Below are 25895 nucleotides of genomic sequence, written 5' to 3' on the forward strand. Positions count from 1 at the left end.
AATGTATAAAAATACAAACATATTTTAGAAAAATAACTACCTGGAGGGCAATCATGTTACAGAAAAAATTAATAGATTCAGAGCTAGTCGCTTGGACCATTCAGCAGCGCCGGCATTTTCATATGCACCCTGAGTTATCAGGACAAGAATATAAGACAGCTGCCTATGTAAAAGAGAAATTAGCTGAATTTGGTATTCCGCTAGATTCAAGGTTTTCGGCACCAAATGTGGTTGCCTCTTTTAAAGGAACAGAAGGAAACAAAACCATTGCGCTTAGGGCTGATATGGACGCCCTTCCACTTCAAGAAGAAGGGGAGCACAAGCCCTATATTTCAACCGTACCAGGCGTTATGCACGGCTGCGGTCATGATGGTCATACGGCAACTTTGCTAGCAGCTGCCAAATGGATGAGCGAAAATCCACATCTCGTAAAAAACAATATTGTCTTGATTTTTCAAAGCTCAGAGGAAGCCTCACCAAGCGGTGCACAGCAGCTTGTAAAAGAGGGTGTATTGGACGGAGTCGATGTCATCTATGGCATTCATTATATCTCCGGTATGCCTCTTGGAAAAATTGGCTTTGCCACCGGCTATGCCATGGCCTCAAGTGATGATTTTGATATTACGATTGAAGGAACAGGCGGACACGGCGGCTATCCGCATCAAACGGTGGACCCAATCTATATCGCAACCCACCTGATTCAGGCGTTTCAATCGGTTGTCAGCAGAAGTTTGAATCCGATGCATGCAGGCGTGATTTCGTTTGGCGGGATGCAGGCGGGCAATTCCTATAATGTCATTCCTGAAAAGGTTACATTACAAGGAACAATCAGGGCCATGACGTTTGATGGAGCAGAGTTGATGCATAAAAAAACGGCTCAGTTAACGGAATCGATTTGTGCAAGCTTTGGAGCAAAAGGGCATTACCGCTTTATTGAGGGAACGCCACCTTTGTACAATCATCCAGAGGCATGCGATGTGGCTAAAGACATCATTGTAAAAACCTTTGGAGAAGATGTCTTTGTGGTAAAGGAACCAGTGATGGGCGCTGAGGATTTCTCCTATTATTTAAAGGAAAAAACCGGAGCTTTCATCAATGTTGGCATGCAAAGCGAAAAAAGCCAATACCCGCACCACCATCCCAAATTCGACATCGACGAAGCCGCCATTCCCGCAGGAATCGAACTGATGATCCAATTGGCTTTGAACGCCTGAATCATGAGGACGGTTCCCGCTGCCCCCCCCTTTCAGGCTTTTTTGCTTAACTAATTTTCCACATGCAATGTACCTGTTAGTAAAACAAAAATTCCCAATCGTTCAGGTGTGCTATGTTATGATGAGTAATAGTTGTTAACCTTGAATTTACTTTAGTTAACATTTAAATATAATTGAAACTGGGGGGAGAATTATGTATAAGTTGCGGGGACATCATCTTTTTTGCCTTTTGGGCTATCGGGGAATGGGTTATTCCGAAGAATACGTGGAAAATATGACACATTTGCATCAAACCTTGAGAGAAAACCCCAATACGTTAATTCAGCTCGTAAAGGGACCTGATCAGTTGTGCGAAAAATACCCCAACTCAGGTAAATACCACTGCCAAGACGAAAATATTTATGAAAGAGACGCCGTTATTTTAGAAAAAATGGGGCTTAAAATCGGGCAAATTCTGAGTTGGAAAGACATTGAGTCGTGCATACGAAAGTTTGTCGTCCCAACTGATATTCAAATTGTGTGTGAAACTTGCTCCTGGCGTTCATATGGAGTTTGTGAGGAAGGTATTCGAGAGATTCATGAAGAGAAGGGCTTAAGAAAACTTTAACAAGCCCATTAACCTTAATATATAAACCTTTGAGCGCCGTTACCTTTAAAAATATTGACGAAGGACTTTTTTGAAAAACAACAGAGAGGAACATCTTTCCCCTCTGTTTGCCTTTTACGCCTTACCGCTTTAATAAGCGGGGGTCTCCGCAGGATGGTCCTACACCGCATTAAACGTTAGCAGAATCCACTAATCCCACTTCTACACCTAAAAGTGGAAATCAATCCACCATAATGTATTTTCAACTAATTATTACAAATTTAAGACAGAAAACGATCCAACATTTCGAATATTACAATGGGGTAGATCATATGAGTCATGGTCTTATTTATAACTAAAAAGAGAGAATAGGAGAAATGATGATTTTGACGAAGGAATTAACTGGAAATGGCGAATTAACATTAAGCAGGAAAGAAACTTACGGAAAAAGCAAGCACACAAAAAGTGTACCGGTTTTCACTTCGAGGATGGAAAAACGTGAATATTATAAAAGCATACAGTTTGATCTTCGAAATGTACTAGATGTCAAAGGATTCTTAAAAGATATTCGAGCAAATTGGAATACATATGTTTCACAGGTTAACCAATGGATTCAAAAAAATACCATAAAAAAACTGATTGTGACTGGCATATTTACCGTTGTTCTTGGCTTGTATACAAGCACTGCGGATGCAGCCTTTATCAAAGAATATACATATCAAGTAAAAAGCGGCGAAAAAATTGAAACGATCGCTGCGATTCATGGAGTCACTGCACAAGAAATTTTAGATGCCAATGGGCTGACTTCCATTGTCGGTAAAAAAATTCTTTTACCAAAAGTAGAAGACAAAACAGTTACCGCCACTACACTTAATGTTCGCTCGCAACCAACCACTAAAAGTAGTATTATTGGAACCTATAAAAAAGGGGATGTTGTCAAGGTTGCATTCGTAGAAAACGGCTGGGCCGGCATTCTGATCAAGGGCCGAGTTTGTTTTGTCAGCGCTGACTATCTTTTACAAAAACAATCAATTGAATCTCAAGCAAAAACAATGGTAGTCACTGCCTCATCGTTGCGAGTTAGAGAAGCTGCTTCTACGAACAGTCCGGTACTAGGTTCGTTCAAATTAAACGATCATGTAGCTGTGACATCAACCTCCAATGGTTGGGCTCAGATTCAATGGGGCGGAAAAAAAGCGTTTGTTAGTGCAACCTATTTAACGAATACCGCACCGGCAAATACAAAAATTGAGCCTACTAAGACCAACAGCACAGTGTATGTGATTAAGAGCGGTGATACGTTTACAAAAATCGGTAAAACATTAGGGGTCTCTGTCTCGGCCATTCAAGTACTAAATCCAACAGTAAACCCAACAAAGCTGAAAATTGGCCAAACAATCAACATCCCTGCCACAACTGCCTCTACTCCAAATCAAATAACCGTAGCAGCACAAATAGGTGGAGTAGAGCCTGGGGGAACTTTTCGTTTCATCACGCCTGATGGATACACTCATATGGCAAAAGCCTCAGGCAACATGATAAATGAATTATTTAACCACCAAGGAAAAAACGTAACACTAACACTTGAAGGTAACAGAGGTCAACAAATGACTTTACATTCTCTTCAATAACAGAGGGACGCGAGGCATGTCGATTCTTGTGCTTCAAAAATTAAAAAATGAAGCGAGAGAAGCGTCCCCTCGTCCCGCTTCAACTTTTTTGCTCGAATTCACGGAAACTTTTAATTACCACCAACTGCCCCTATTAAACTAACAAATTTGTTTTTTTATATTCTTCCTCTGCTACATTTTTGACTCTCTCACAAAACTGCACGACAATTTTATCACTTGAAAAGAGTAAAAATAATTTAAGGAACGATTTCAACGGGCGATTCGTGCAGGTATAAGTAAACAGCGTTTTTTGCTGGTTGATTTGGCATAGTTCATACAAGGCCGTAATCTCAAACATTTTTGCAAGCGTGAAGCCTACTTTTAATTTCTTTTTATCAGGAGCATTTTCATATTCTAATGTCTCGACATCGTACTCCTCTATACGTTTCCCCTCTTTATATTTTTGACGATAGATACTTCCAACACCTTCATCCGTCACTTTTACAGGTTTATGATCTACCACTTGCGGCATAATTTTTTGCATTTCCTCTAATGATCCATCTAACAGTCCCCAAACTTGATCAATCGGTGCCTCTATTTCGATTTCTTTTGACCATGACTTCATGTTAACACCTCTTTTATTTGCATTAAAAAAATTGCTTACTTAATAAGTATTCCTCTTTAATTGGCGAATTCCTTTTAGAGCCTGTTAAAAATGAAAAACTCGAACAATGAGAGATATGAAAAATTCGGGGGTTTTAGTGCTGAACATCCGGAAACATTCATCGTCGAATATGACATACTAGATGTGACAGATTTCAAGGAAAATACAACATATGCTATTATTTAAAATAAAAACGTGAGGTGGCCCCTTTGTTAAACTTAAACTCGACAGATGAAAGAAAAAAAGCTGCTGGTGAGAAAGCAGCAGAATTTATTCAGGATGGAATGACGATTGGTTTAGGTTCTGGTTCAACCGTTTATTGGCTGTTGAAAAAATTGGGCGAGTTAGTCGATCAAGGGCTTACTATTAAAGGCATTCCTACCTCTTTAGGTACGGAGGACTGGGCCAAGGAATTTAATATTCCGTTAACTGATTTCTCCCAAGTGCAATGTCTAGATATTGCGATTGACGGAGCCGATGAAATTGATCCCAATTTCAACTTGATCAAGGGCGGCGGCGGCGCTCTCTTACGTGAAAAGCTTGTCGGTGCCAATGCGAAGAAGCTAATTATTATAGCAGATGAATCAAAAATGGCCACAACCTTAGGGAAGTTCCCACTCCCGGTCGAAGTTGTCCCATTTGGCTGGGAAGTGACAGCTAAAAGAATTGCACAGCTTGGCGCCACTCCGCATTTAAGAAAAAAGGAAGAGAAAGTTTTCATTACCAATAACGGAAACTATATTTTAGATTGTCAGTTCCAGACCATCCCTAATCCCTTAGGGCTGCATAATCAATTAAAGCTCCTATTAGGGGTGGTAGAAACTGGTCTATTCATCGGAATGACGGACACTATCATAATTGGTGGAGAAGGCGAAGTAAAAGTCTTAAATAAATAGGGAGGCATGATAGAAACGCATCCAATAAGGGACATTGGCTTCATTTTTGCTAAAGGCCCTTTAAAATCCTCGACCTTTTTGATTCTAAATTCATGAAACCGTCTAAGTTAGGTGATTCTAGATGTATCTATTAAGTTGTAATTGGCTAAAAATATAAATCCTTCCCTCCTCCTTCAAAAATAACAAAAGGCCAGGCATCACGCCTGGCTCATGAGAGGGGATATCACCTCTTGGCGTATGGATCTCTTAATATCTTTAAGTCTATCAATTTTCCAACAAATTTCGAGTCGTGCCAGTGGCACCGAAATTTTTACGCTGATACCTGTTGCCGCTGAACGGTGTTTCGTTTATTCCGTTTTACACTCAGCCATTCATACATAATTGGTATAATTAAGAGGCAGATAAGAGTGGAACTGATCATGCCGCCGACAACGACAACCCCGAGGGTTTGAGAAACAAGTGTGTTTCCATTACTTGAGGCCGCTAAGGGAAGCAGGGTCAGGATCGTCGTCCCCGCTGTCATGAACACCGGCCTCGCCCTTGTAGCAGTTCCCAAAAGGATTGCCTGTCTCACTACCATTCCTGCAGCAAGATTCCGTTCAATTTTATCGACGAGGACAATTCCGTTGGTGACGGCAATCCCAGCAAGCATCAACATTCCAATCAAGGCGGCAAGATTCCATTCCATTCCGAGAATCGCCATGCCCCAAATAGACCCAATTAAGGCCAGCGGAATACAGATCAATACGGCAGCCGGTGCATGCCAGCCACGAAATACCGCACTTACAATCATCAGAACGAGTGCAAGTGACAGGATGAGCGCGAGACTCATTTCCATTACCATTTGCGTGACTTGCTGCGAGATTCCGCCAAGCGAATAGTCAACACCAGAAGGAAGGTTCAACCCTTTCATTGTTTCGTTAACTTGTCTCGTTACCTTGCCAATGTCTCTTGTGACAATGTTACCGGTCACGGCAGCAAATGGATGGCCGTCCCGTTCACTGATAACTGTTTGGCTGCTCGTCTCCAATGTCGTAATTTCCGCCAGCGACACCTGTGAACCATCCTTGGCAGTAAACGTTTCATGTCCAATTTTTGAAAGAATCGTTTTTTCCGGATTTGGATCACCGGCAAATACAAGTTGACCTTGAGCGGTGTCCATATGAAGCTCAATTGGGATTGGTACATCTCCATTGACAACGTCCATTCTTAAATTTTGGGGTAAATAGCTATTAATTCGATTCGTTATTTCATCGACATGAAGACCTAATCGTTGAATTTTCTTCTGATTAAGTGCAAGGAAATGTTTCATCGACTCATCAGCATCGTTTGCTGTTCCTTCCACACTCAATCCAGGTATCATCTGCAATTTACTTCTTACCAGAATCGCAGCTGAATCTAGTTCACTTTGGTCTGCCCCCGTTAAATTCACCTTTAATCGTGAATCATCACCGGCAATATTTTGATTGGCAACGGTGAAGACAGCAGATGTTGATAACGCTCCAAGCTGGCTGCGCAATTGTTTCACGAATAGGTCTGTGTCTGTTTGATTCTTGATTCCAACAGAAATATTGGCGATATTTTGCTTTTGAATCCAGCCGCCGCCTTCATCAAATACATCATCAAACATCGGCGTAAACGTTGAACCAAGAGTAGAAGTGAAGGTTTCGACCTCTGCTCTGTCTTTTAAGATGGTTTCGATATTTTTTACCTCAGCATCAATGTCACCAAGCTGGGCATTCTCAGGAAGCTCCACCTGAATGGTCACACCATTGGCATTTTCTCTTGGAAAAAAGTTCACTGGCAGGAAAGCAGCTATGACCGCTGTAATAGCAAATAAAGCCACAGTAAGGACCACAATCACTTTTTTCTTTAAAAATACCCATTGAAGTACGTTTCGCGCTTTCATCTCCACGTCAACTGACTTCGTAATCGGCTGTTTTTTCCAACATAAATAGGCTAATGCAGGTACGACTATAATGGAAACTGCCAGTGATGTGATAAGGGCAATGACAACGGACCAGGCAAATCCAGAAAGAGCAGAACTAATCATCCCGCCGATGAGGGAAATAGGCAGAAATACGGCAACAGTAGTTGCAGTAGATGAAACAATCGCAGGAATCATTTCCACGACCCCGCTCGCCAATTGCCGAGCTGTTACCAGGTCGCCCGATTGTTCTATTTGTTTTCTGTACATATTATCAATTACGACAATCGAGTCATCGACCACTCGCCCCATCGCGACGATTAATCCAGAAATGGTTAAGATATTCAAGCTGACATCCATCGCTTTCAGGATAGCTGTTGCGGCAAGGAGGCAGATCGGCAATGACAGGGCAATAATCAGTGTTGAACGGATATTTCTAAAAAATACAAATACACAGATGACGGAGAAGACAATTCCTAATAATCCTTCTTTGATTAACCCTTTTAAAGCAGTGTTAATTTCTTTTCCTTGGTCCAATATGATGGAGAGATGAACGGCTCCTGACTTGACTTCAGGTATGGCTTGGATTCGTTCGTTGATCCGTTCTGTGACATCCGTAACGTTTGCTGAAGGTGTTTTTAATACATCAAGAAGAACACTTGGTTGTCCCGACGTTCTTGAAATCGTTTGTAAGTCTACTAAACTGCTCTTAATCGTAGCGATTTCATGTAAATCGACTGTTTCGCCGTCAGGTGTAGGAATTTTAATATTTTCTAAATCGGTGCGATTCATATCCCAACCTGTAACCCGGATCGGCATCGATATTTGTCCTTCCGGTCCGCCTTTTTCTTTTATCGTCCCTTGCGGCCATAACGGATGAATCGAAAAAAGGGCATTTTGGATATCTTTTACTGTTAAACGATATTTTTCGATTGGCTCTGGCTTCAGCGTCAACATGTATCCGGCTTTTCCTGCTCCGGTTACACGTACATCCATGACTCCAGGAACACGTTTGATTTCATTTGTCACTTTCGCTTCCATCGATGTACGCAATTGATTTTCATCGATTTTTTCGCTCGTCAAACTTAAGCGCAGCACCGGAAAAGAGTTCGTGCTGACCCTTGAAACCAAAGGTGTATTCACATGGTCAGGCAATTTCATTTTATCAATAGCCTTCTTTACGTCGTTTTCTACTTTTTCCATATCCGTATGGTTCGGGAAGTAAAGGCTTGCCATGAAACCTCCATCAAACGAGTTGGTTTCTATGTAGCTAAGCTTATCAACCGATTGGACAGCTTCCTCAACTTTTGCCGCAATCGTTTGTTTAACCTGATCTGCTTGATCATGGTCCGCTTGAATCGTAACCATAAGAGCCGTGTTGTTAATAGGCGGCAGATAATCCCGCTGCATCTGAAAAGCAGACATCGCCCCCCATGTGATGATCAAAGCGACACAAGTTAAGATTAATACCGACCGTTTCATTGCTGCTTCAATAAATCGATTCATGGAAAAATAAACCTCCCTTTACAAACTCCACAAGGTAAAAGGGTGACCAAAGGGTTGAGTCCTCACTCGCCACATCATGTATAAACGATTGTTTATATACATGGATAGGTGGTTGTGGGGCCACTATTTTTTTCTTTGTGTCACCCTTTTTATCATTATTTAATTAGACTCTTTATCCCCTGGATATGGTTTATCTCCTTTTGTCGCTTTCCAAAGAATCTTGTTTAATTTTTCAGGGTTTGCATGGTCAACCCCTGTAAAGTCTAGTTCTGCAGATTCCTTTGCCATTGGTGCGTTAACCCCATTTTTCCGATCTAGCGGATAGGTTGGTTCGATCACCTTAAAAGGAGTAAACGCTGGTTTATGCGTGAACGAGTTGACCATTGGAACAGCAGAGGCATCGAATTGGGTCATCGGCTTCATGCCCAAGATCATTTCCATCGTACGCAGCATGGAAGTTGTATCATAAAGGGTACTGTCCACTTTCCCGATTTGCGTGTAAGGGCTGATGACAAGTGATGTTGTCCGGTGGGCATCCACCGAATCCCAGCCATTTTGGGCATCATCTTCTGTCACAAATATAGCTGTTTCTTTCCAATAAGGGGAATGGCTGACCATATCGACTAGCTTTCCAAGTGCATAATCGTTTTGTGCGACCATCGCTTGCGGCGTTAGTTCTCCCACCTTCGTTCCAAGTGTATGATCGTTAGGCAGACGAACAACTTGCAGCTGTGGTAGGTTCCCGTTTTTTACAAATTGCTGAAATTCTTCTGCCCACGCCTCATATCGGGTAAGATCGGAAATTTTAAGATCATAGGAAGGAAAATCTGGGTCAAAATTATTGCCGATGCTAGGTTCATTCGCAACATATTTTCCTGTTTTTTTGTCATAATCGACGAATTCTCCATAGTTTCTGAATGATACACCTGAGCGAGCTGCATTCGTCCAGAGGAATCCTGCTTTTGGATAGGCAGCCTCGTTATCCCCTTCAAAGTCATAGCCGCGGTTACGTCCAGAATAGTTAGCCAGCCAGTTTTTCTCTACATAATCATTGGACTGTGCGGCTGTAGACCAGTTATGACCCTGGGCGCTGATTTCTGCATTCGCATAAAAGTTGTCCAATAAGACGAATTGATCAGCAAGTTGATGGATATTAGGTGTAATCTCTTTGCCAAAGATGGTTAAGCTAGGGTCGCCATTTCCTTTTTCCACATCGCCAAATACTTGGTCATATGTGCGGTTTTCCTTGATCACATAAATGACATGTTTGATCGGTGATTCCTGACCTTCAAAGCGAGGGATTGGGAATTTGTCACTTGCACTGAATCCAGTTGGCTTATAAATCTCATTATTCTTTTCTACTTGCTTCGTATATTTTTTTAACTGCTTTTCATTCGGAGTATCGATAAACGACATCGTTCCTTTGATCATGCTCCCGATATACTGTCCTTCCCGGTTCGAACCGGCTCCAAGGCCCTTCGCATTCAGGACCATAAGCTTATCATCATTTAAGTAGATACCGCTTGGGTACCAGCCAGTAGGAATAAGCCCTGTAACATCTCCTGCTTTTAGGTCAACAACGGCTATGTCGTTATTTCCTCCGTTCGAAACGTAAAGAGTTTTTCCATCCTTACTTAAGGCAAGCGCATTTGGCTGGCTTCCTGTGGGAGCATTTTTATACGGGCTTAGGGAAATTGTTTTGATTTCTTTTTGTTGATTAGGGTCAATGATGGAAATGGAATCACTATCAGAATTCGCTACATAGAGTTTGCCGTCCGCCGTGTTTTCAATAATCGCATTTGGATGCAGTCCGACGGGAATCGTGCTTTTAATGGTTAACGTTTCTGGGTCAACAACACTGATGCTGCTTTCACCCCAGTTACTTACATAAAGGGATTTCCCATCATGGCTTAATTCGGCAGTGTAAGGATTTTTACCAACAGAGGTGGTTTTTACAACTTGATTGGTTGTAAGATCCACTTTTGAAACCGAATGATGTAAATTATTAGCAACTAAAAGATACTTTCCATCCTTTGAAACAGATAATCCGGCCGGATAGAAGTTTGTTTTGTTTTTATCTGTCAGCATAATCGGAGAATGCTCAGTCAATGTTCCGTTTTCAAATCCATAAACGCGGATTTTGTTATTGCCTCCTGCTGATGCATAGACCGTTTTACCGTCCGGACTAAAAGTAACCCCTAAATAAAGGGCTTCGGGAGATTTGTAAGGAATGGTCTGAACTACTTGCTGGGTGCTTATATCGATTACTTGAATAGATTGGTCTCCTTGACCATCGTTGGAAACAATAAGATAGCGATGATCCGGACTTAACGCACCACCCATTGGAAAATTACCAAGCGTCACTTGTGAACCCGGAGGAGTAACCGTCCAGCTGTGAGGGGTAACAGCTGTTCCATCTTCTTTAGGACCGACCAATTTCGTATAAGCCGCATAGGTTGACGTGGAACCAAGAAGCAAGGTAACGAGCGATGCTGCCAGTAACTTTTTGTGTTTCATTTTAACATCTCCTTTTTGATTGGGTTTGTTTACAAAACCAATCTTACTCCCCTTTTGTAAATTGGAAGTTAAGGGAAATTAAAGAAATATAAAGAAAATTAGGAAAATATATCGATTGTTATTTATCTTTAGGAGAGATTTCCTAGTTTTCAGATAATACCATTCCAACTATTTGAGTATTATGTAAGATTGATGAAATGAAAAACCACCCTCACTGAACTAAAGGGTGGTAATTTGTTATTTAATCTATAAATAGGGGGGAGAGGCTGCCTCGGGTGGTTTCCCTGTCTTCCAGAACGTTTCCCACTTGTAAGTCTTTCCCTAGTAAAAAAGCAATCTCTGGTTCTACCTCTGGATGATACGAAATAAACAAAAGGAGGTCCCTCTTTCGTTCACCTTCTTTACTTTTGGTTGTTTTTACATTCTTTTGAACTATTAATTGAACTCATTGAAACCCGTTTCACCACAAAAATCGGGAAAAAGGGATCTAGTTGAATTTTATCAGCGAATTCGAACCATTTATCGTCGATTCCCAGCCATTTATTAGCGAATCGAAAGAGCCCGTACGTAACCAAACAAACGTTATTTCTTCATTGTAATCGTCTTTGCTTCTGTGTAGAAATCGAAGCTGTGGCGTCCGCCTTCACGGCCGATGCCGCTTGCTTTGGCTCCGCCGAATGGCGTGCGCAGGTCGCGGACGTACCAGCAGTTCACCCATAATAAGCCGGAATGCACTTGGGAGGTCACACGATGCGCCCTTCTCAAGTCATTTGTCCACACAACACCCGCCAAACCGTAAATGGAATCATTGGCGATTTGAATCGCCTCTTCTTCCGTTTTAAAGGGAATGATCACTGGTACAGGTCCGAAGATTTCTTCCTGGGCAACCCGCATTTTATTATTTACATCATAGAGAACAGTCGGCTCATAGAAGTTTCCAACTGTAAGTTCGGCAACGCGCTTACCACCGTGGGCAAGCTTTGCTCCCTCTGCTAGCCCGATTTGTACGTATTCATCAACCGTTTGTAAATGCCCCTTCGACACGAGCGCTCCCATATCTGTAGACTCGTCGGTCGGATCGCCGACATTAATGCTCTTCACAGCAGCAACATATTTATCTAAAAATTGGTCATATACCTTTTCTTGAACAAGGATGCGCGAACCGGCTAAACAAATTTCACCCTGGTTGCGGAAAATCGCTTCAATCGAACCAGCAACCGCTTCATCCAAGTCCGCATCTTCAAAGACGATATTTGCTGACTTACCGCCGAGCTCCAACGAAACAGGAATTAAGTTTTCAGCAGCATTGCGCATCACTGTTTTTCCTGTATTGGACTCGCCAACAAAGGAAATTCTCCGTACCGATGGATGTGACGCCATCACCGTTCCGACTGTACTTCCCGGGCCTGTAATGATATTTAGAACCCCAGGCGGCAAGCCTGCTTCATTCGCAATTTCCCCTAACAAAACAGCACTCAATGGTGTATAGGATGCCGGTTTAATCACGACAGTGTTTCCCGCTGCCAATGCAGCAGATGCTTTCCACGTCATTTGCATGAACGGCAGATTCCACGGAATGATTAGGCTCGTAACACCGGCAGGGGCATATTGGACATAGGACATATGATGGCTCATATCATAGTGTTCGTGTACCATGTATTTCGCCATCTCTGCGAAAAAGCGGAAGTTTTGGGCTGCACGGGGGATATCAAATCCGCGGCTTTCCTTAATCGGCTTCCCGACATCTAACGTTTCAACAAGGGCCAGCCGATCGACATTTTCCATGATTAAATCAGCCATCCGGCAGAGGATCTTTGATCTTTCTTCGACAGGCATCTTGCTCCAAACCCCGCTCGCAAACGTGTGCTGGGCCGCATCGATGGCAAACTTGGCATCCTCTACTCCGCCATTGGCAACCGATGCATGCTTTTTATTTGTTGCTGGATTAAAGGAATCAAATGTTTCTCCCGATAGAGCATCTCGGTATTCCCCATTGATAAACAGTTTCGCATCTTGAATGATGGTATTTTCAGCTACTAATTCTTTCGCCACACCCGTTCCTCCTATTCCTCGATCTCAAGAATCATCTCAATTTCAATTGCGGTATTGTTCGGTAATTGCGCCATTCCCACCGCTGAACGACCATGCTTCCCTTTTTCACCAAAAAGCTTCATGAGTAAATCAGATGCACCGTTCATGACTTTCGGCTGGTCGGTAAACTCTTCCGTGCTATTGACCATGCCAAGTACCTTGACGAATTGCTTTACCTTGCTTAATTCACCAATTTCATTTTTCACAACACTTAAAAGGTTCAACATCGATTGTTGGGCGGCTAAATACCCTTCTTCCACGGTTAAATCTCTGCCCAGTTTGCCGTGATATTGGTCCACACCTTGACCAGCGGTGAACAGCAGATTCCCCGTTCTGACACAGCCGACATAATCTCCATGTGCAGGTCGTAATGACGGCATCTCCAGCCCAAGTTCTTCCAGCTTTTCTTCCGGTGTACTCATGATTTTACCTCTTCCTTTATTTCAACATTTAGAAAGGCAAGGGCATTTCTTCCTAAAATATCCTGTTTTTGCTCTTCTGTAAGCTCCACAGTTTGATCAACAACTTCTCCAGGCGGGATCTCCCTAAGTAAAAACGGGTAATCAGATCCCATGACAATTTTTTCATGACCGAAACGATCGACCAAATATTTAATGTTTAAGGGATCATAATTCAATGAATCAAAATAAAAGTTCTTCGCATAATAGCTTGGCGGCTTATTTATGACTCTTAAATGCGGCCATACCTTCCATCCTTGATCAAGGCGCGGTAATATATATGGGAATGATCCGCCTCCATGGGCGAAACAAACCTTTAGTCCAGGGAATTTCTCAATCACACCGCCGCAGATTAAACTAGCGGCAGCAAGAGCAGTTTCACTCGGCATTCCGACAGTGTACATGAAATTATGGCGCGGCATCCGCTCTCTGCCTAATGTTTCCCATGGGTGAACAAACAACGGCACTTCCCATTTTTCCGCCATTTCAAAGAACTTCGTAAAAGCAGGATCATCGAGGTTTTGACCGTTAATATTCGTCCCGATTTCGATGCCTTTTAATCCAAGCTCATGCATGCAGCGGTCCATTTCGCGAATTGAAACCTCTACATCCTGGAGCGGAACCGTTCCAAGCCCGATAAAGCGGTCCGGATACTTATTCACGGTTTCGGCGATAAAATCATTTTGAATTCTCGCCATTTCCTCCGCTGCTTCTGGCTCAGCCCAATAGGAGAATGTCACCGGAATAGGTGACAATACCTGGATATCCACACCTTCTTCATCCATATCCTTGATTCGCTTTTCAGGATCCCATACCTGATCCGTTACTTCGCGGAACACCTTCCCGGCCACCATAATATTTGCACCGCAGGAACATGTTTTCTCGAGCGTCGGCCAGCGTTCGCCGCCAAATTTTCCTGCGAAGTTGGGAATGTCTTTTGGAATGATGTGTGTATGAAAATCTACTCTCATGATTTCTCCTCCGCTTTAAAATATCTCTTTCATTCAATCCTATATTTTCATCTAAAGCTTTCTTATCGAAGCTTCCATACTTATTCTGTATCAACAACATAGCCAGAACTGCAGTTGATCTTATTGACTATTTTTAGGATTCCATTCGTTTACTTCTTCTGACATCACGTGACCGCAGCTTTCACAAGTACGAAGATCCTTGCTGCTGTTGAATTCTTGAATGGCTCCTTTTACTTGTGTTTCAATATTTGTTAATTGAACAGTTTTACGATGCATTTCACGATCACAGTTATCACAGAACCAAACGAAATCCTCTAGTTCTCCTTCTCCACGCTTGCGTTCAATAACAAGGCCGTAAGTGTCCGCAACACGGTGCGGAGAATGTGGCACGTTTGCAGGAAGCATAAATACTTCTCCTTCCTTTACAGTTACGACTTCACGCTTTCCGTCATTAATAACTTCAACATAGCAATCACCTTTAATTTGGTAAAAGAATTCATCGGAAGGATCGACATGGAAGTCGCGGCGTCTGTTCGGGCCGCCAAGAATCATACAAATAAATTCGGAATCTTCCCAAAGCACCTTATTATTCACTGGCGGCTTCAGTTGATCCTTATTTTCTTCAATCCATTTCACTAGATTAAACGCATTTAATTTTGTCATCGTAGCCATCTTTATAATTCCCCCAATTTTCAATTTATTTTTCTTAGTAAAGGCTCAAGAGAATATATCACCCTTACAATCTATTAGGTTTCTATTACCAATATAGTGTAAAAACGCTTTCATAAAAATTGAATTTTTTCATAATGTGAAATTAGTTGAATTTTTTAAAAAATAATTTCCTTATACAATTTTTGAAAGATAACAAAAAAACCACAACTTTATAAACTATTCACTTAAGAATATTTCATAACAGCTATGGTTTGTCTTTGGCGAAATACCACCCTCGCACAGTGTAGTTTATAGATATACAGGAACAACTATATACTTTATATTATTTAAAAAATCCTGCTGGAGGGAGTTTGTATGCTGCGACAATGGTTTTGGACTGGCTGTAGGCGTCGAGTGCTTCTTTACTGTATTCTCTTCCCACGCCGCTGTTTTTGTAACCGCCAAATGGAGCGCCTGATTGGAAGTTAAAATAAGAATTGATCCAGACACTTCCTGCTTCAAGCTTATTAGCAGTGTTTAAAGCGCTTTCAAGGTTATTTGTCATAATCCCTGCTGCTAGCCCATAATCTACACCGTTTGCTATTTTAATCATTTCATCCTCATCATTCCAGCGTGTCACTGTACAAGCTGGACCAAAAATTTCCTCTTGAGCAATTCTCATGTGCGGTTCCGCTTCAATAACAGTTGGTTCAATGAAATAGCCATTTTCATGACCTGGAACGGTCACACGATTTCCACCATGAAGAATTTTCGCACCTTCGTTTTTGGCAATCTCAAAATAGCTCAACACTCGCTTTCCTTGTTTCTCATTTATAATGGAACCAATGCGTGTCGAACGTTCAGTAGGCGGGCCAATTTTTACTTGTTTTGCCCTTTCAATTAATTTTTCAACAAACTTATCATATATGTCATGATGAATAAGAAGCCGTGTTCCAAGAATGCAGCTTTGCCCATTAAAGGTCGTAAACGCAAAAACAGCATTTTCTACGGCCTGGTCAATGTCCACATCTGGGAAAACAATATGAGGTGATTTACCACCAAGTTCGAGTGTGACAGGAATAAGTTTTTCGCCCGCTTTTTTACCAACTAAACGGCCTACATTTACACTGCCGGTAAAGGCCAGCTTGTCTATATCTGGATGCTCAATTAGTGATTGTCCTGCTTCTTCTCCGTAACCTGGAACAACGTTGATAACACCCTTAGGGAGAATTTCCGCTGCAAGTTTGATAAACTCCATAACTGATAGACAGGCATCTTCTGCAGGCTTTAATACAACCGTGTTACCTGCTGCTAAAGCTGGGGCTAGCTTAAAAGATGTCATAATCATTGGAACATTCCAAGGAATAATCTGGGCGCAGACGCCAAGCGGCTCTTTCTTTGTTATTAAATAACCGTTTTGAACAGGTCGGGATTCACCTTCATAAAAGGTAAGCATCGCAGCGGCGAAATAACGGAATTGGTAAATTGAGAGTTGATAATCCGGATCGAACTCATGCAAAGCCCTACCCGTTTCCATACATTCTATCATCTTTAAGCGCTCTTGGTTTTCTTCTAACACATCAGCAATTTTATTTAAAAGTCTTGCCCGTTCTTCAATAGATGTGTTGGACCATCCTGGAAATGCCTCTCTTGCTGCTTTTACAGCCTGATCAATCTCTTCTTGACCACAGCGGCCTATTTTTGAAAGTACTTTTCCAGTTGCCGAGTTAACTGCATCAATATAACCATTGATCGGTTCTACCATCTTACCATTTATAATTGGACCATACTTTTCAGCAAATTCGATTGTGTTAGGATTGATTTGGGTCAAGGTTACCATAAGATTTCTCCTCCATTGTTTAGATTTTATAATAATAGAATTTTTTTGTATTTTTTAAGCTATGTGCTTGCTATTAGTCACCACCTCCATTTATGCAAAAAAAGGAATTTGAAACCTCTCATGATCCCTTATTAATTCGAGATTACCTATATTATAAACAGGCAAAATAGCAAGAATAGTTAACAAATTAACGTATTATTCCATTAATGCAAAATTTCCTAACTGAATTTTTTAACCATCTTCCCCCCTCCTACCGTCATAGATCTTATTAACTACAACAACAAACTACTATATGTGATTTTTGTTAAAGATTTAACATTTAAAAAGTGATTTTTGTTAAAGAGTTAGCATTTTAATAAGAAATTTTATATCATAATTATCATAAATATCTAAATTTACAGAATTTTATTATGAATAAATGAGGAATAGCATATTTCTAGTGAAAAGATTAGGAGGAGAATGAATGAGATACGAATGGAAACCTTATCTGATTTATAGTAATAAAAAGACCTTAGCGAAAGGAGATATTTTATTTTCACAAGGGAACAAAAGCTCTGGATTTTACTACTTGGCCAAAGGAAAGATGAGTATCCAGCTTCTTTCTGAAGATGGTAAAGAACGAATCATCGACTACGTAATCGATGGGTATTTACTAGGACAAGAAGGAATTACCGAAAAACCCTATTCAACCACAGCCGTATGTGATTCAGACGTATCACTTTATTATTTTTCCGCAGAAACATTCACTAAAATATGTAAAGAACATCCGGAAGCAAACAAAATTTTTATGAATATATTAATTTATAATATTAGATCACTTGTTGAAACCATTAGAATGATCAATAAGCCTTTTGAGCAGCAAATGGCATACTACTTTGTTCAGCTCTATCAAAAGAATAATAAAAGCCCTTTTTCGATTTCACAAAATTCCCTTGCAAAATATATTGGAACTTCAAGAGTAACGATCTACAAAATTATGCAGAAATGGTTAAATGAAAATATAATTGTACGAAAGGGACACATGATTCACATATTAGACCTCAATAACTTGAAAGCGCTTTACATCAGAGATAATGCCGAGCTTTCACTCTAAAATCTGGTTCATATGATAACGAAAGGGGAAAATACTGTTGATTACGTTAAAACAATCTTGGTCAGATTATTTAAAATACGGTAAAAGACTCTTTTTCAAAAAAAAATCATGCATTTTCCAACAAGGTCACACAGGAACTGGATTTTATTATATTTATAAAGGAATAGTAAAAATTATCTCTAACAATCTAGAGGAAGGGAAAAGGATTTTAGATATTGTTGGACCAGGAGTTATAGCGGGTGAAGCTGATCATTTACCATACTATTGTTCAGCTGTTTGTCATACAGATAGTGTTGTATACTATTTCTCAGAACAAGATTATCATAACCTTATTCAAAGACACCCAGAGGTAACGATTTTATTTGCTGAATCCCTTATTCTTAAAGAAAAGCTCCTGTTAAATAATATCAATATAACAAGTACCAGCACAGAATGCCAAATCGCCCAATCGCTTCTATATTTGATGAATTCTCTTGAAAGCAAAGAAATCAATTTAACCCAGCAGGAACTATCGTGCTATACTGGCTTAACAAGAATCACAATCTATAAAATTCTAAAAATATGGGCCTCCGAAGGGATCATTTTGATCAGTAATAGAAAGATTTACATAATAGACCCTGAGGCACTTAAGGCAAGACTATAAATTTATCTAAGCCTTTAAATAAGCTTTATAAATCTTTTAAATTATGCATTTTCACGACCCTTCTGCTTAAAAAAATGAAAGGTGAAGAAGTCCACCTTTCATTTTTTATTTCAATTTTCTTTAATCCTAGCCCTTTTCTACCAAGGCAATAACCCTAACAGGACTTCCACTGCCTTTTTCTATTTTTAACGGAGTAGCGATGAGAACAGCACCTTTTGCAGGAAGTTTTTCTAAAGCCGTCAATTGGGCGAGGCCATATTTATTCGCGCCATGCATGAAATGATGATTTGGGTATGGAGGGTTAAATGAACCGGCAATCCCCGCATCTGTTCCGACGGTTTCTACACCAACTCCCAAAATATCACGTTCCTCTGCAAGAAAAATAGAAGCCTCTTTACTAATCCCAGGTGTATGCGGCAGTCCATCGTCGCCAATATTATAAAATTGTTCGTGATTATCTGCATATTGCGCCCATCCGGATTGAATTAATACCCAAGAATGTTTTGTAATTCTTCCATATTGCTCTTCAAATCCAAGAATATCCCCCACTGTTACACAATAATCTGGATTCTGTTTTGCTTTTTCTCTAATATCAATCACATATGCTTCTCCCACCATGTTCTTCGTTGAAATCGTGTCAACACTATCATGCTGTTTACCACTTATCCAGTGAATTGGCGCATCAAAATGGGTTCCACAATGTTCACCTGCGGTAAAATCATTCCAGTATGAAGTTGGCCCTTTCTCATCATACATTGACAACCGTTTTAATTTAAATCCACCCGTTGTTGCTAAAGGCTCTGGCAACTGAATAACAGGGGTGTTTTCATTCAGGGTTTGCGACAGATCGATAACCTCTATTTTTCCAGTTGCAATCTTATTGATAAGGGACTCCAAAATATTTACTTTTACAATCATTAGACTGTCTCCTTTACGAAGGTATTGGTATTTTCAGCAGAATAAACATGTGGGATATAAACGTCAATCACAGCAGATCTCCCTTCTTTCACGAACTGCAATCCTTCTTTAAGCGCACTTTTCAGTTCCGCACGATTTTTCACCATAATTGAGTGCGCTTCCCCAGCAGCAGTAGCAATTTTCGATAAATCTGCCGGCGGGTCAAAATGGACAAAGAATTCTTCCGTTTGTTTGGCGATACCGTGTGGGTGGACACCAAGCGTTGACTGTTTTGGTGCCTTCCAACCAGAGTTGTTATAAATAACTGTTAAGAATGGGGTGTTGTATCTCTTTGCCATCCAATGAACAGTGGAAGGAATACTGAATAGGTAGGCACCATCCCCGGTGAGACTGATAATCGTCTTATCTGGATTAGCTAATTTCATACCTATTGCGGCACCACCGTGCCATCCAAGTGAACCTGCAGGGCTTCCATAATAAGACCCTGGAATAGATGCCCCTATATGGTTGGATATTACCTCATGACTTGTAATTCCTTCATTCAATACGATTGTATTCTCGTCTGTTATTTCCCTTATGCAGGCGGTTAGAAATTCAGGTGTAATTACATCGCTTTCTGCCTTTTCGATAATACCTCTTTCTTCTGCTTGACGATTATGGTATTTGGAGTGTTTTTTCCAGCGCTGGGATACCACCCCTTGGTCGATATCACTATTTTTATCCAGATAATCATTGATTTGCTGAAGTGCTGTGTATGCATCAGCTTTAAAAAAACGTTTTGATGGGATATACCATAAAGGCATTTGTTCTTTCAACGGATCAACATCAATGTAATAAATAGTTGCATTGTTCGACGGTTTGTTTCTGACAGGAATCCAGGGAACGTCGCTATCTAATACAAGTATAAAATCGGCCTCATCAAGAACATTAATCTGCTTTTCAGTATTCCAATAGGAACCACAGTGCATCGAATGATTACTCGGAAAATTCAGATAACTAGGTATAGATTCAATGACAGGAATGGCCAATCTGTCACATAAACGCACTAGTTCTTCAACCGCTTCTTTTTTTCTTCCTAAATATGAGGCAACAACAAGTGGATTTTTAGCTGACAGCAAATCATTCGTTAATTCTTTAATCTTTTGTGGAGAAATTGCTCCCGGGGAAATCGGCTCCCATAGTTCTTTTTGAATCTCTACGGGCTTGGCCCGCTCTTCCATCACTTCTCTTGGTCCCATTAGGTAAACTGGACCCTTAGGATCACTTTTAGCAATTTGTAATGCACGATGTACAAGCTGCTTGACATTCGCGCCGCTTCGAATTTCATTATCATATTTTGTATAACCGCGCATAATCCCCCGTTGGTCAAAAACATCCTGAATCCAATGAATAAACTCATTTCGGCTTCCAGCCAATTCATTTTCTTGGGTATAAGGTGATGCACCGGCAAAAACTAATACAGGAACTCTGCTTTTGAAGGCATTATGAATGGCTCCACCTAAATTTTGTGTACCGCATTCTACATGAACGATCACTGCCTGCGGCTCACCTGTTGCTTGTGCATACCCTTGCGCAGCAGTTAATGCTACAAATTCGTGAGGGCAGGTAATGACTTCTGGTAATTCCTTATTTTCCTTTTTTGCGATCGCCAAATTTTCAATAATCGCCGGGTGGTCACTTCCCAAATTTGCAAAAATATAAGAAACACCCGCTTCTTGTAAAGCTTCTAAAAATGCTGCTCCAGTGTTATACAAATGAAATTCCTCCTTGTATGTTATTTGATAACCTTTTACTAGCTATATAATACTGCACTGATATTTTGCTTCCGTTAATCCATTAACAATTATCCTAAAATTTCGCAAAGGTTTATAAAAAAATATTAATAGTTTAACAATGACTACTGTTTTTATTTTGTAAAGTAATAAATAAAAAGGGGGAATTCGATGACATTTGTTGAACAAAAAACAATAATAAATCTTCCTGATCTGTCGTTTTCCAGGTATTGTAAAGAAACATTTGGTTTAAATAGGGGTGTATACAACACAATCGATGAATGGTTCTATAAGAATTCCGCTGAAAGTATCGAGGTTCGTCGAAAAAAAATATTAGACTTCCTTCTTTTTTATATTAGTTCATTAAAAGATGTAGAAGAATGCAAAATCAAGTTTGGAAAAGGCAATCTTATCAACCTTTTGGCCGAGTATATGAATACCGCTGTATAGTAAAAACTCCTAAGTAGAAGCTTGTTTGCAAAGTGAACAAAACTTCTACAATAGGAGTTTTTTCTAATTTCTAGTGCAGAATATCGGTTAACATTTTGATTGTTTTTTTGTATGTTTTAAATTTTTGAAAATTGATTTATTAATAATGTTAATGAGTTAGCAGAAGAAGAGGGAGCTTTAACTATACAATTCCATCAAGCAGTAAAAATAATCTTAAGGAGTTGTTTGCAATGAAATTTGGACTTTATTCTGAAATGCAATTGCCTTCTGGAAAAACCGAAAAACAAGTATATGATGAAGTAATCGAACAAATCATCCATGCCGATAAAGCCGGTTTTGATGTGTATTCTCTAATTGACCATCACCATTTCTCTAAATTTTCCATCTCAACAAACCCATTAGCTGTATATGCAGCTGTAGCCAGCAGAACGAAAGATATTCGTTTCAGAACGGCGCTTCACATCTTGCCTCAGCAAAATCCACTGCGTTTAGCAGGTGAGATTGCCGCTGCTGACCTTATCACAGATGGTCGCATTGAAGTGGGGGTAGGTCGTGGTCATGCTTGGGTTTATCCAAACCAAGGGATTACTCCTATTGAGGAGGCAAAACCTCGTTTTGAGGAAGCCCTTGCCATTCTTGAGCAAGCGCTTCGTGGTGAGAAAGTTAACTTCTTTGGTAAATACTATACGGCAGATAACGTAGAGGTGTGCCCTCGACCGCTTCAGAGGAAGATGCAATTTACTACTGGAGGAACAAGTGAACATACGTATCGCCAAGCTGGAGAAAAAGGCTGGGGAATATTTGTCCCACCATTACTGCCTTTAGCAACTCTATTAGATAAGTTTGATGTGTATCGGAAGGCTTGCTGGGATAATGGGCACGAACCGCAAATTATCTGGCTCCGCTCCGTGTATTTGAGCGATGGTGATGAAAATCAGCTCAGACAAGAGGCCGAAAAACATTTCTATAATTTTCTTTTGGGAAATGCTGCACCTACAGCTGGATTACCTGAAAAAGAAAGAATGATAAATGCAGGTTTCCTTTTCTATACAAAGGGGATCTTACAAAACCTACCAAAGATGACTTATGAAGAACTCCTGGAAAAGAATGTTGTTTGGGCAGGAACACCTGAAGCTATTTGCGAAAAGATTGAGAAAATCAAAAAAGAGGTTGAAGGATTAGTAGAAATCGACTTCCTGACAAACTATGGAGGCATGGATCATTGGAAGGTTTTAAAACAGCAAGAACTATTAAGCAAGAGAGTCATGCCGAACTTTAAAAATACCAAAGAACCACAATTAAATCGCGTTTAATCAGTCATCATACTAAAGTTTGGCTGTTTTCGCAAACAAAACTAATTCAAGTTAATAAGTTTCGTTTTCGATGTATTTTTAAACTTCAATACTCAAATTTCATAAATTATTTAACTACCAAACCCGTCTATGGGCGAATTTTGGTATTCAATGAGCGAATTTGTAGTTTCAATGGGCGAATTTCGATGCTCAATGGGCGAATTTTGCCATTCAATGGGCGAATCCAAAAAAGCAACAATCCTTTAGAAAACAGCCTAAAGTTTTAAACTTTTAAAGGGGAATGTTTTTATCCACATTCCCCTCCTATCTATTTTTATCCATGCATTCACGGCATAAATACTATATTGGAGGGGCGGTAATGAAGCATTTTGATACCGTAATTATTGGAAGTGGTATTAATTCATTAACTGCGGCAGCCTGCTTGTCAAAAAAAGGGCACAAAGTATTAGTCCTCGAAAAAAATGATTGGATAGGTGGTTGTATTAAAACAAGTGAAATAACAGCCCCGGGCTTTAAAACAGATGTTTTTTCCGGCTGGCATCCAAATTTCGTTTCCGGTCCTGCCTATGCAGAGCTCAAAGAGGACCTAGAAAAATACGGCCTTGAATACCTCAATACGGATGTTACTGCCGGAGTCATTTTGCCTAATGGTAAAAGTGCTGTTTTATATACCGATCGAGAAAAAAATATCCAAGCATTTAATCAGATTGTGGCCGGTGATGGGGACAGGTATCGTGAGCTAATGGAGCAATTTGAAGAGAATTCCGATTTTGTATTTCATCTGCTATCAAATGAACCTGTTTCCTGGTCTTCCATCCGTAAAATACTAAAAACGGTTAGGAGAAAGGGAATTCAGGAATTTAAAAGAGAAGTAGGAACCATGCTGAAGTCTGCCTCGCAGTTACTTGACCAGCATTTCGAAAGTGATGTTATTAAAGCACTCCTCGCCCCCTGGATTTTGCATACAGGGCTTGGCCCGAATGATGCAGCAGGTAATATTATGCTCCAGGTTCTCGTATTTGCTCTTGAAGCCGCCGGTATGCCCATTCCGAAAGGAGGCGGTAATCAACTAGTAAAGGCGTTAATGAAAATCGTCGAAAGAAATGGCGGCCAATTTATAACCAGTGAGAACGTGGATAAAATTCTTATTAATAATGGAAAAGTACAAGGTGTCCAGACTGAAAAGCAGGAGTATTTCGCTAATTATGTTCTAGCTAATGTAACTCCCCACCAATTATATGAGAAACTTTTAACAGAAGTGGCCCTACCTGAATCACTAAAGAAAGATTTGAACAGCTTTAAATATGGCAACGCATCAATGCAAATCCATTATGCTTTAGATGCCCCTTTGAATTGGGAAAATCCTGAATTTAGCAGAGCAGCCATGATCAACATCACAAGTGGAGTTGAAGCTGTAAGTCAATCAGTAAACGAAGTGTCTATCGGACTACTGCCAAAAGAGGCCACCATTGCCGTTGGCCAACACACAGCATTTGACCCGAGCCGTGCCCCAGAAGGGAAGCATACACTTTGGGTTCAATTATTAGAGATGCCTAGGCACTTAAAAGGGGATGCCTTGGACGAAATTGATGCTTCTAACGGATATACCCAAGAGGTAATTGAAGCCTATGCAGAACGGATTGAAAAACGCATCAGCAAGCATGCCCCGAACTTCAAAGACATTATCTTAAGTAGAAAAATTCTTTCCCCTTTAGATTTAGCGTCATCTAATGTCAATTTAGTCGGTGGGGATCCTTATTCCGGTGTGGCATCAATTGATCAGTTGCTGTTATGGCGGCCAACTTCCAAATATAAAAGACATGAAACACCTATAAAAAATTTATTTCATATCGGAGCCTCCACCCATCCGGGACCGGGTCTTGGGGGAACTTCCGGCTATCTAGCAGCCCAGCAAATTAAATGAACGAATTCAACATTTTAAAGGGAGTGGTTTATTATGAATAAAGAAAATAGACAAGAGATATTTAAACAAATTATGGGGAATTATCCAACAGGTGTAACGATTGTTACGACAACAAAAGAAGATGGAACACCGGTGGGACTAACCGTTAATTCATTTGCTTCCGTATCCCTTAATCCCTTAATGCTGCTGTGGTCAATTGATCATCGAGTGTCCTCACTCAAGGAATTTACGGAAGGCGGAAAATTTGCCGTCCATGTTTTAGCAGAAGAACAAAAAGAAATCTGTCAAACTTTTGCTAGCAAGCATACAGACCGCTTTAGTACTTGCAACTGGACGCTTTCCCCTAACGGATTACCCATTATTGAAGGGGCTTTTGGGGTATTTGAATGTAAAACCTTTAAAGCCATTGAAGCAGGCGATCATACCGTATTAATTGGCGAAGTGATAGATCTTCAAGTCGAAAAAGAGAAAGACCCTATGCTTTATCACCGTAGAGTATTCGGTGCGATTCCAAAAGAATTTTATAATCAACAACTACCTGTATAAGCAGGTCTTTATAAAAAAATGATTGGGGCATAGAATGGCATCATCCTCCTTAACCTATGCCCGCTCCCTCTTAAACAAATACAGAGTTACTACAGCTGCCGAATATACCTGCGCGATGGTCTAAACAATCTCTCCTACCGTTTAACAGTTCTAAACTAAATCAAAAGATATTCCCCCTTTAAATTTTTCATATAATGAAATGAAAAGAAGCTAATAATCTACATATAATAGATTATTAGCCTCTTTTTCTTATAGATGTATTCTTTTTAGTAGCTGTGTGCGGACGGTTCTTCTTCCCTTAGGAA

20 protein-coding genes are annotated in these 25895 nt (G+C 40.4%); 10 read left to right on the forward strand and 10 right to left on the reverse strand.

Annotated elements, in window-relative coordinates:
* Window positions 1-53 precede the first annotated feature (53 nt).
* The 3 genes from BSO02S_RS20665 to BSO02S_RS20675 all read left to right on the forward strand — a co-directional run bounded on the left by BSO02S_RS20665 (window position 54) and on the right by BSO02S_RS20675 (window position 3431).
* Window positions 54-1214 (forward strand): M20 metallopeptidase family protein, encoded by a 1161-nt coding sequence (locus BSO02S_RS20665; protein WP_066072079.1) that lies wholly within the window; start codon window positions 54-56, stop codon window positions 1212-1214.
* 193 nt (window positions 1215-1407) lie between these two features.
* Window positions 1408-1821: a DUF1284 domain-containing protein gene (locus BSO02S_RS20670; RefSeq protein ID WP_066072080.1), complete on the forward strand. Its 414-nt coding sequence runs from the start codon at window positions 1408-1410 to the stop codon at window positions 1819-1821.
* Window positions 1822-2186: 365 nt separating this feature from the next.
* A complete protein-coding gene (locus BSO02S_RS20675) occupies window positions 2187-3431 on the forward strand; it encodes an SH3 domain-containing protein (protein ID WP_169802779.1) in 1245 nt (414 codons plus the stop codon).
* A gap of 133 nt (window positions 3432-3564) precedes the next feature.
* Here BSO02S_RS20675 and BSO02S_RS20680 read toward each other — a convergent pair whose 3' ends face one another.
* Window positions 3565-4035 (reverse strand): SRPBCC family protein, encoded by a 471-nt coding sequence (locus tag BSO02S_RS20680; protein ID WP_066072085.1) that lies wholly within the window; start codon window positions 4033-4035, stop codon window positions 3565-3567.
* Between the two features lie 248 nt (window positions 4036-4283).
* Here BSO02S_RS20680 and rpiA point away from each other — a divergent pair, with 248 nt between their 5' ends.
* Window positions 4284-4970, forward strand: coding sequence for a ribose-5-phosphate isomerase RpiA (gene rpiA, locus BSO02S_RS20685; protein ID WP_066072088.1), 687 nt, complete (start codon window positions 4284-4286; stop codon window positions 4968-4970).
* Between the two features lie 310 nt (window positions 4971-5280).
* Here rpiA and BSO02S_RS20690 read toward each other — a convergent pair whose 3' ends face one another.
* The 7 genes from BSO02S_RS20690 to BSO02S_RS20720 form a co-directional block, all read right to left on the reverse strand.
* A complete protein-coding gene (locus BSO02S_RS20690; protein WP_066072091.1) occupies window positions 5281-8403 on the reverse strand; it encodes an efflux RND transporter permease subunit in 3123 nt (1040 codons plus the stop codon).
* Between the two features lie 159 nt (window positions 8404-8562).
* The gene (locus BSO02S_RS20695; protein WP_066072093.1) at window positions 8563-10920 is read right to left on the reverse strand and encodes a bifunctional YncE family protein/alkaline phosphatase family protein; all 2358 of its coding nucleotides are present in this window, start codon (window positions 10918-10920) and stop codon (window positions 8563-8565) included.
* A gap of 582 nt (window positions 10921-11502) precedes the next feature.
* Entirely contained in the window at window positions 11503-12972 is a 1470-nt protein-coding gene (locus tag BSO02S_RS20700) for an aldehyde dehydrogenase (protein ID WP_066072096.1), read from the reverse strand.
* An 11-nt stretch (window positions 12973-12983) separates the two neighbouring features.
* Window positions 12984-13433, reverse strand: a complete 450-nt coding sequence (locus tag BSO02S_RS20705; RefSeq protein ID WP_066072099.1) for a RidA family protein — start codon at window positions 13431-13433, stop codon at window positions 12984-12986.
* On the reverse strand, window positions 13430-14440 hold the full coding sequence (locus BSO02S_RS20710; RefSeq protein ID WP_066072102.1) for an amidohydrolase family protein: 1011 nt from the start codon (window positions 14438-14440) through the stop codon (window positions 13430-13432). Before BSO02S_RS20710 ends, BSO02S_RS20705 begins: the two co-directional genes overlap by 4 nt.
* Before the next feature lie 120 nt (window positions 14441-14560).
* Complete coding sequence (locus BSO02S_RS20715) at window positions 14561-15103, reverse strand: 3-hydroxyanthranilate 3,4-dioxygenase (protein WP_066072209.1); 543 nt, start codon at window positions 15101-15103, stop codon at window positions 14561-14563.
* A 331-nt stretch (window positions 15104-15434) separates the two neighbouring features.
* On the reverse strand, window positions 15435-16931 hold the full coding sequence (locus BSO02S_RS20720) for an aldehyde dehydrogenase family protein (protein WP_066072105.1): 1497 nt from the start codon (window positions 16929-16931) through the stop codon (window positions 15435-15437).
* A gap of 463 nt (window positions 16932-17394) precedes the next feature.
* Here BSO02S_RS20720 and BSO02S_RS20725 point away from each other — a divergent pair, with 463 nt between their 5' ends.
* Both BSO02S_RS20725 and BSO02S_RS20730 read left to right on the forward strand, forming a co-directional pair.
* Complete coding sequence (locus BSO02S_RS20725) at window positions 17395-18024, forward strand: Crp/Fnr family transcriptional regulator (RefSeq protein WP_066072108.1); 630 nt, start codon at window positions 17395-17397, stop codon at window positions 18022-18024.
* Window positions 18025-18061: 37 nt separating this feature from the next.
* Window positions 18062-18667: a Crp/Fnr family transcriptional regulator gene (locus BSO02S_RS20730; RefSeq protein WP_235846976.1), complete on the forward strand. Its 606-nt coding sequence runs from the start codon at window positions 18062-18064 to the stop codon at window positions 18665-18667.
* Window positions 18668-18793: 126 nt separating this feature from the next.
* Here BSO02S_RS20730 and BSO02S_RS20735 read toward each other — a convergent pair whose 3' ends face one another.
* Together BSO02S_RS20735 and BSO02S_RS20740 are read right to left on the reverse strand one after the other, a co-directional pair.
* On the reverse strand, window positions 18794-19585 hold the full coding sequence (locus BSO02S_RS20735; RefSeq protein WP_066072114.1) for a cyclase family protein: 792 nt from the start codon (window positions 19583-19585) through the stop codon (window positions 18794-18796).
* Window positions 19585-21339: a thiamine pyrophosphate-requiring protein gene (locus tag BSO02S_RS20740; RefSeq protein ID WP_066072118.1), complete on the reverse strand. Its 1755-nt coding sequence runs from the start codon at window positions 21337-21339 to the stop codon at window positions 19585-19587. Before BSO02S_RS20740 ends, BSO02S_RS20735 begins: the two co-directional genes overlap by 1 nt.
* A gap of 189 nt (window positions 21340-21528) precedes the next feature.
* Between BSO02S_RS20740 and BSO02S_RS20745 the strand changes: the two genes are divergently transcribed.
* From BSO02S_RS20745 to BSO02S_RS20760, 4 genes are all read left to right on the forward strand, one after another.
* The gene (locus BSO02S_RS20745) at window positions 21529-21807 is read left to right on the forward strand and encodes a hypothetical protein (protein ID WP_066072121.1); all 279 of its coding nucleotides are present in this window, start codon (window positions 21529-21531) and stop codon (window positions 21805-21807) included.
* Between the two features lie 230 nt (window positions 21808-22037).
* Window positions 22038-23120 (forward strand): LLM class flavin-dependent oxidoreductase, encoded by a 1083-nt coding sequence (locus BSO02S_RS20750; protein ID WP_066072124.1) that lies wholly within the window; start codon window positions 22038-22040, stop codon window positions 23118-23120.
* Window positions 23121-23478: 358 nt separating this feature from the next.
* Window positions 23479-25044 (forward strand): phytoene desaturase family protein, encoded by a 1566-nt coding sequence (locus BSO02S_RS20755; RefSeq protein ID WP_066072129.1) that lies wholly within the window; start codon window positions 23479-23481, stop codon window positions 25042-25044.
* A gap of 33 nt (window positions 25045-25077) precedes the next feature.
* Entirely contained in the window at window positions 25078-25590 is a 513-nt protein-coding gene (locus tag BSO02S_RS20760; protein ID WP_066072132.1) for a flavin reductase family protein, read from the forward strand.
* Window positions 25591-25895 lie beyond the last annotated feature (305 nt).

This window comes from Neobacillus soli NBRC 102451, from assembly GCF_001591665.1.
Taxonomy (GTDB): Bacteria; Bacillota; Bacilli; order Bacillales; family Cytobacillaceae; genus Neobacillus; species Neobacillus soli.

Excerpts from the sequence above, each read along its gene's own strand:
- BSO02S_RS20665 (WP_066072079.1), top strand. The coding sequence starts at position 54 with ATGTTACAGAAAAAATTAATAGATTCAGAGCTAGTCGCTTGGACCATT.
- BSO02S_RS20670 (WP_066072080.1), top strand. The coding sequence starts at position 1,408 with ATGTATAAGTTGCGGGGACATCATCTTTTTTGCCTTTTGGGCTATCGG.
- BSO02S_RS20680 (WP_066072085.1), bottom strand. The coding sequence starts at position 4,035 with ATGAAGTCATGGTCAAAAGAAATCGAAATAGAGGCACCGATTGATCAA.
- BSO02S_RS20690 (WP_066072091.1), bottom strand. The coding sequence starts at position 8,403 with ATGAATCGATTTATTGAAGCAGCAATGAAACGGTCGGTATTAATCTTA.
- BSO02S_RS20695 (WP_066072093.1), bottom strand. The coding sequence starts at position 10,920 with ATGAAACACAAAAAGTTACTGGCAGCATCGCTCGTTACCTTGCTTCTT.
- BSO02S_RS20705 (WP_066072099.1), bottom strand. The coding sequence starts at position 13,433 with ATGAGTACACCGGAAGAAAAGCTGGAAGAACTTGGGCTGGAGATGCCG.
- BSO02S_RS20710 (WP_066072102.1), bottom strand. The coding sequence starts at position 14,440 with ATGAGAGTAGATTTTCATACACACATCATTCCAAAAGACATTCCCAAC.
- BSO02S_RS20715 (WP_066072209.1), bottom strand. The coding sequence starts at position 15,103 with ATGACAAAATTAAATGCGTTTAATCTAGTGAAATGGATTGAAGAAAAT.
- BSO02S_RS20720 (WP_066072105.1), bottom strand. The coding sequence starts at position 16,931 with ATGGTAACCTTGACCCAAATCAATCCTAACACAATCGAATTTGCTGAA.
- BSO02S_RS20725 (WP_066072108.1), top strand. The coding sequence starts at position 17,395 with ATGAGATACGAATGGAAACCTTATCTGATTTATAGTAATAAAAAGACC.
- BSO02S_RS20735 (WP_066072114.1), bottom strand. The coding sequence starts at position 19,585 with ATGATTGTAAAAGTAAATATTTTGGAGTCCCTTATCAATAAGATTGCA.
- BSO02S_RS20745 (WP_066072121.1), top strand. The coding sequence starts at position 21,529 with ATGACATTTGTTGAACAAAAAACAATAATAAATCTTCCTGATCTGTCG.
- BSO02S_RS20750 (WP_066072124.1), top strand. The coding sequence starts at position 22,038 with ATGAAATTTGGACTTTATTCTGAAATGCAATTGCCTTCTGGAAAAACC.
- BSO02S_RS20755 (WP_066072129.1), top strand. The coding sequence starts at position 23,479 with ATGAAGCATTTTGATACCGTAATTATTGGAAGTGGTATTAATTCATTA.
- BSO02S_RS20760 (WP_066072132.1), top strand. The coding sequence starts at position 25,078 with ATGAATAAAGAAAATAGACAAGAGATATTTAAACAAATTATGGGGAAT.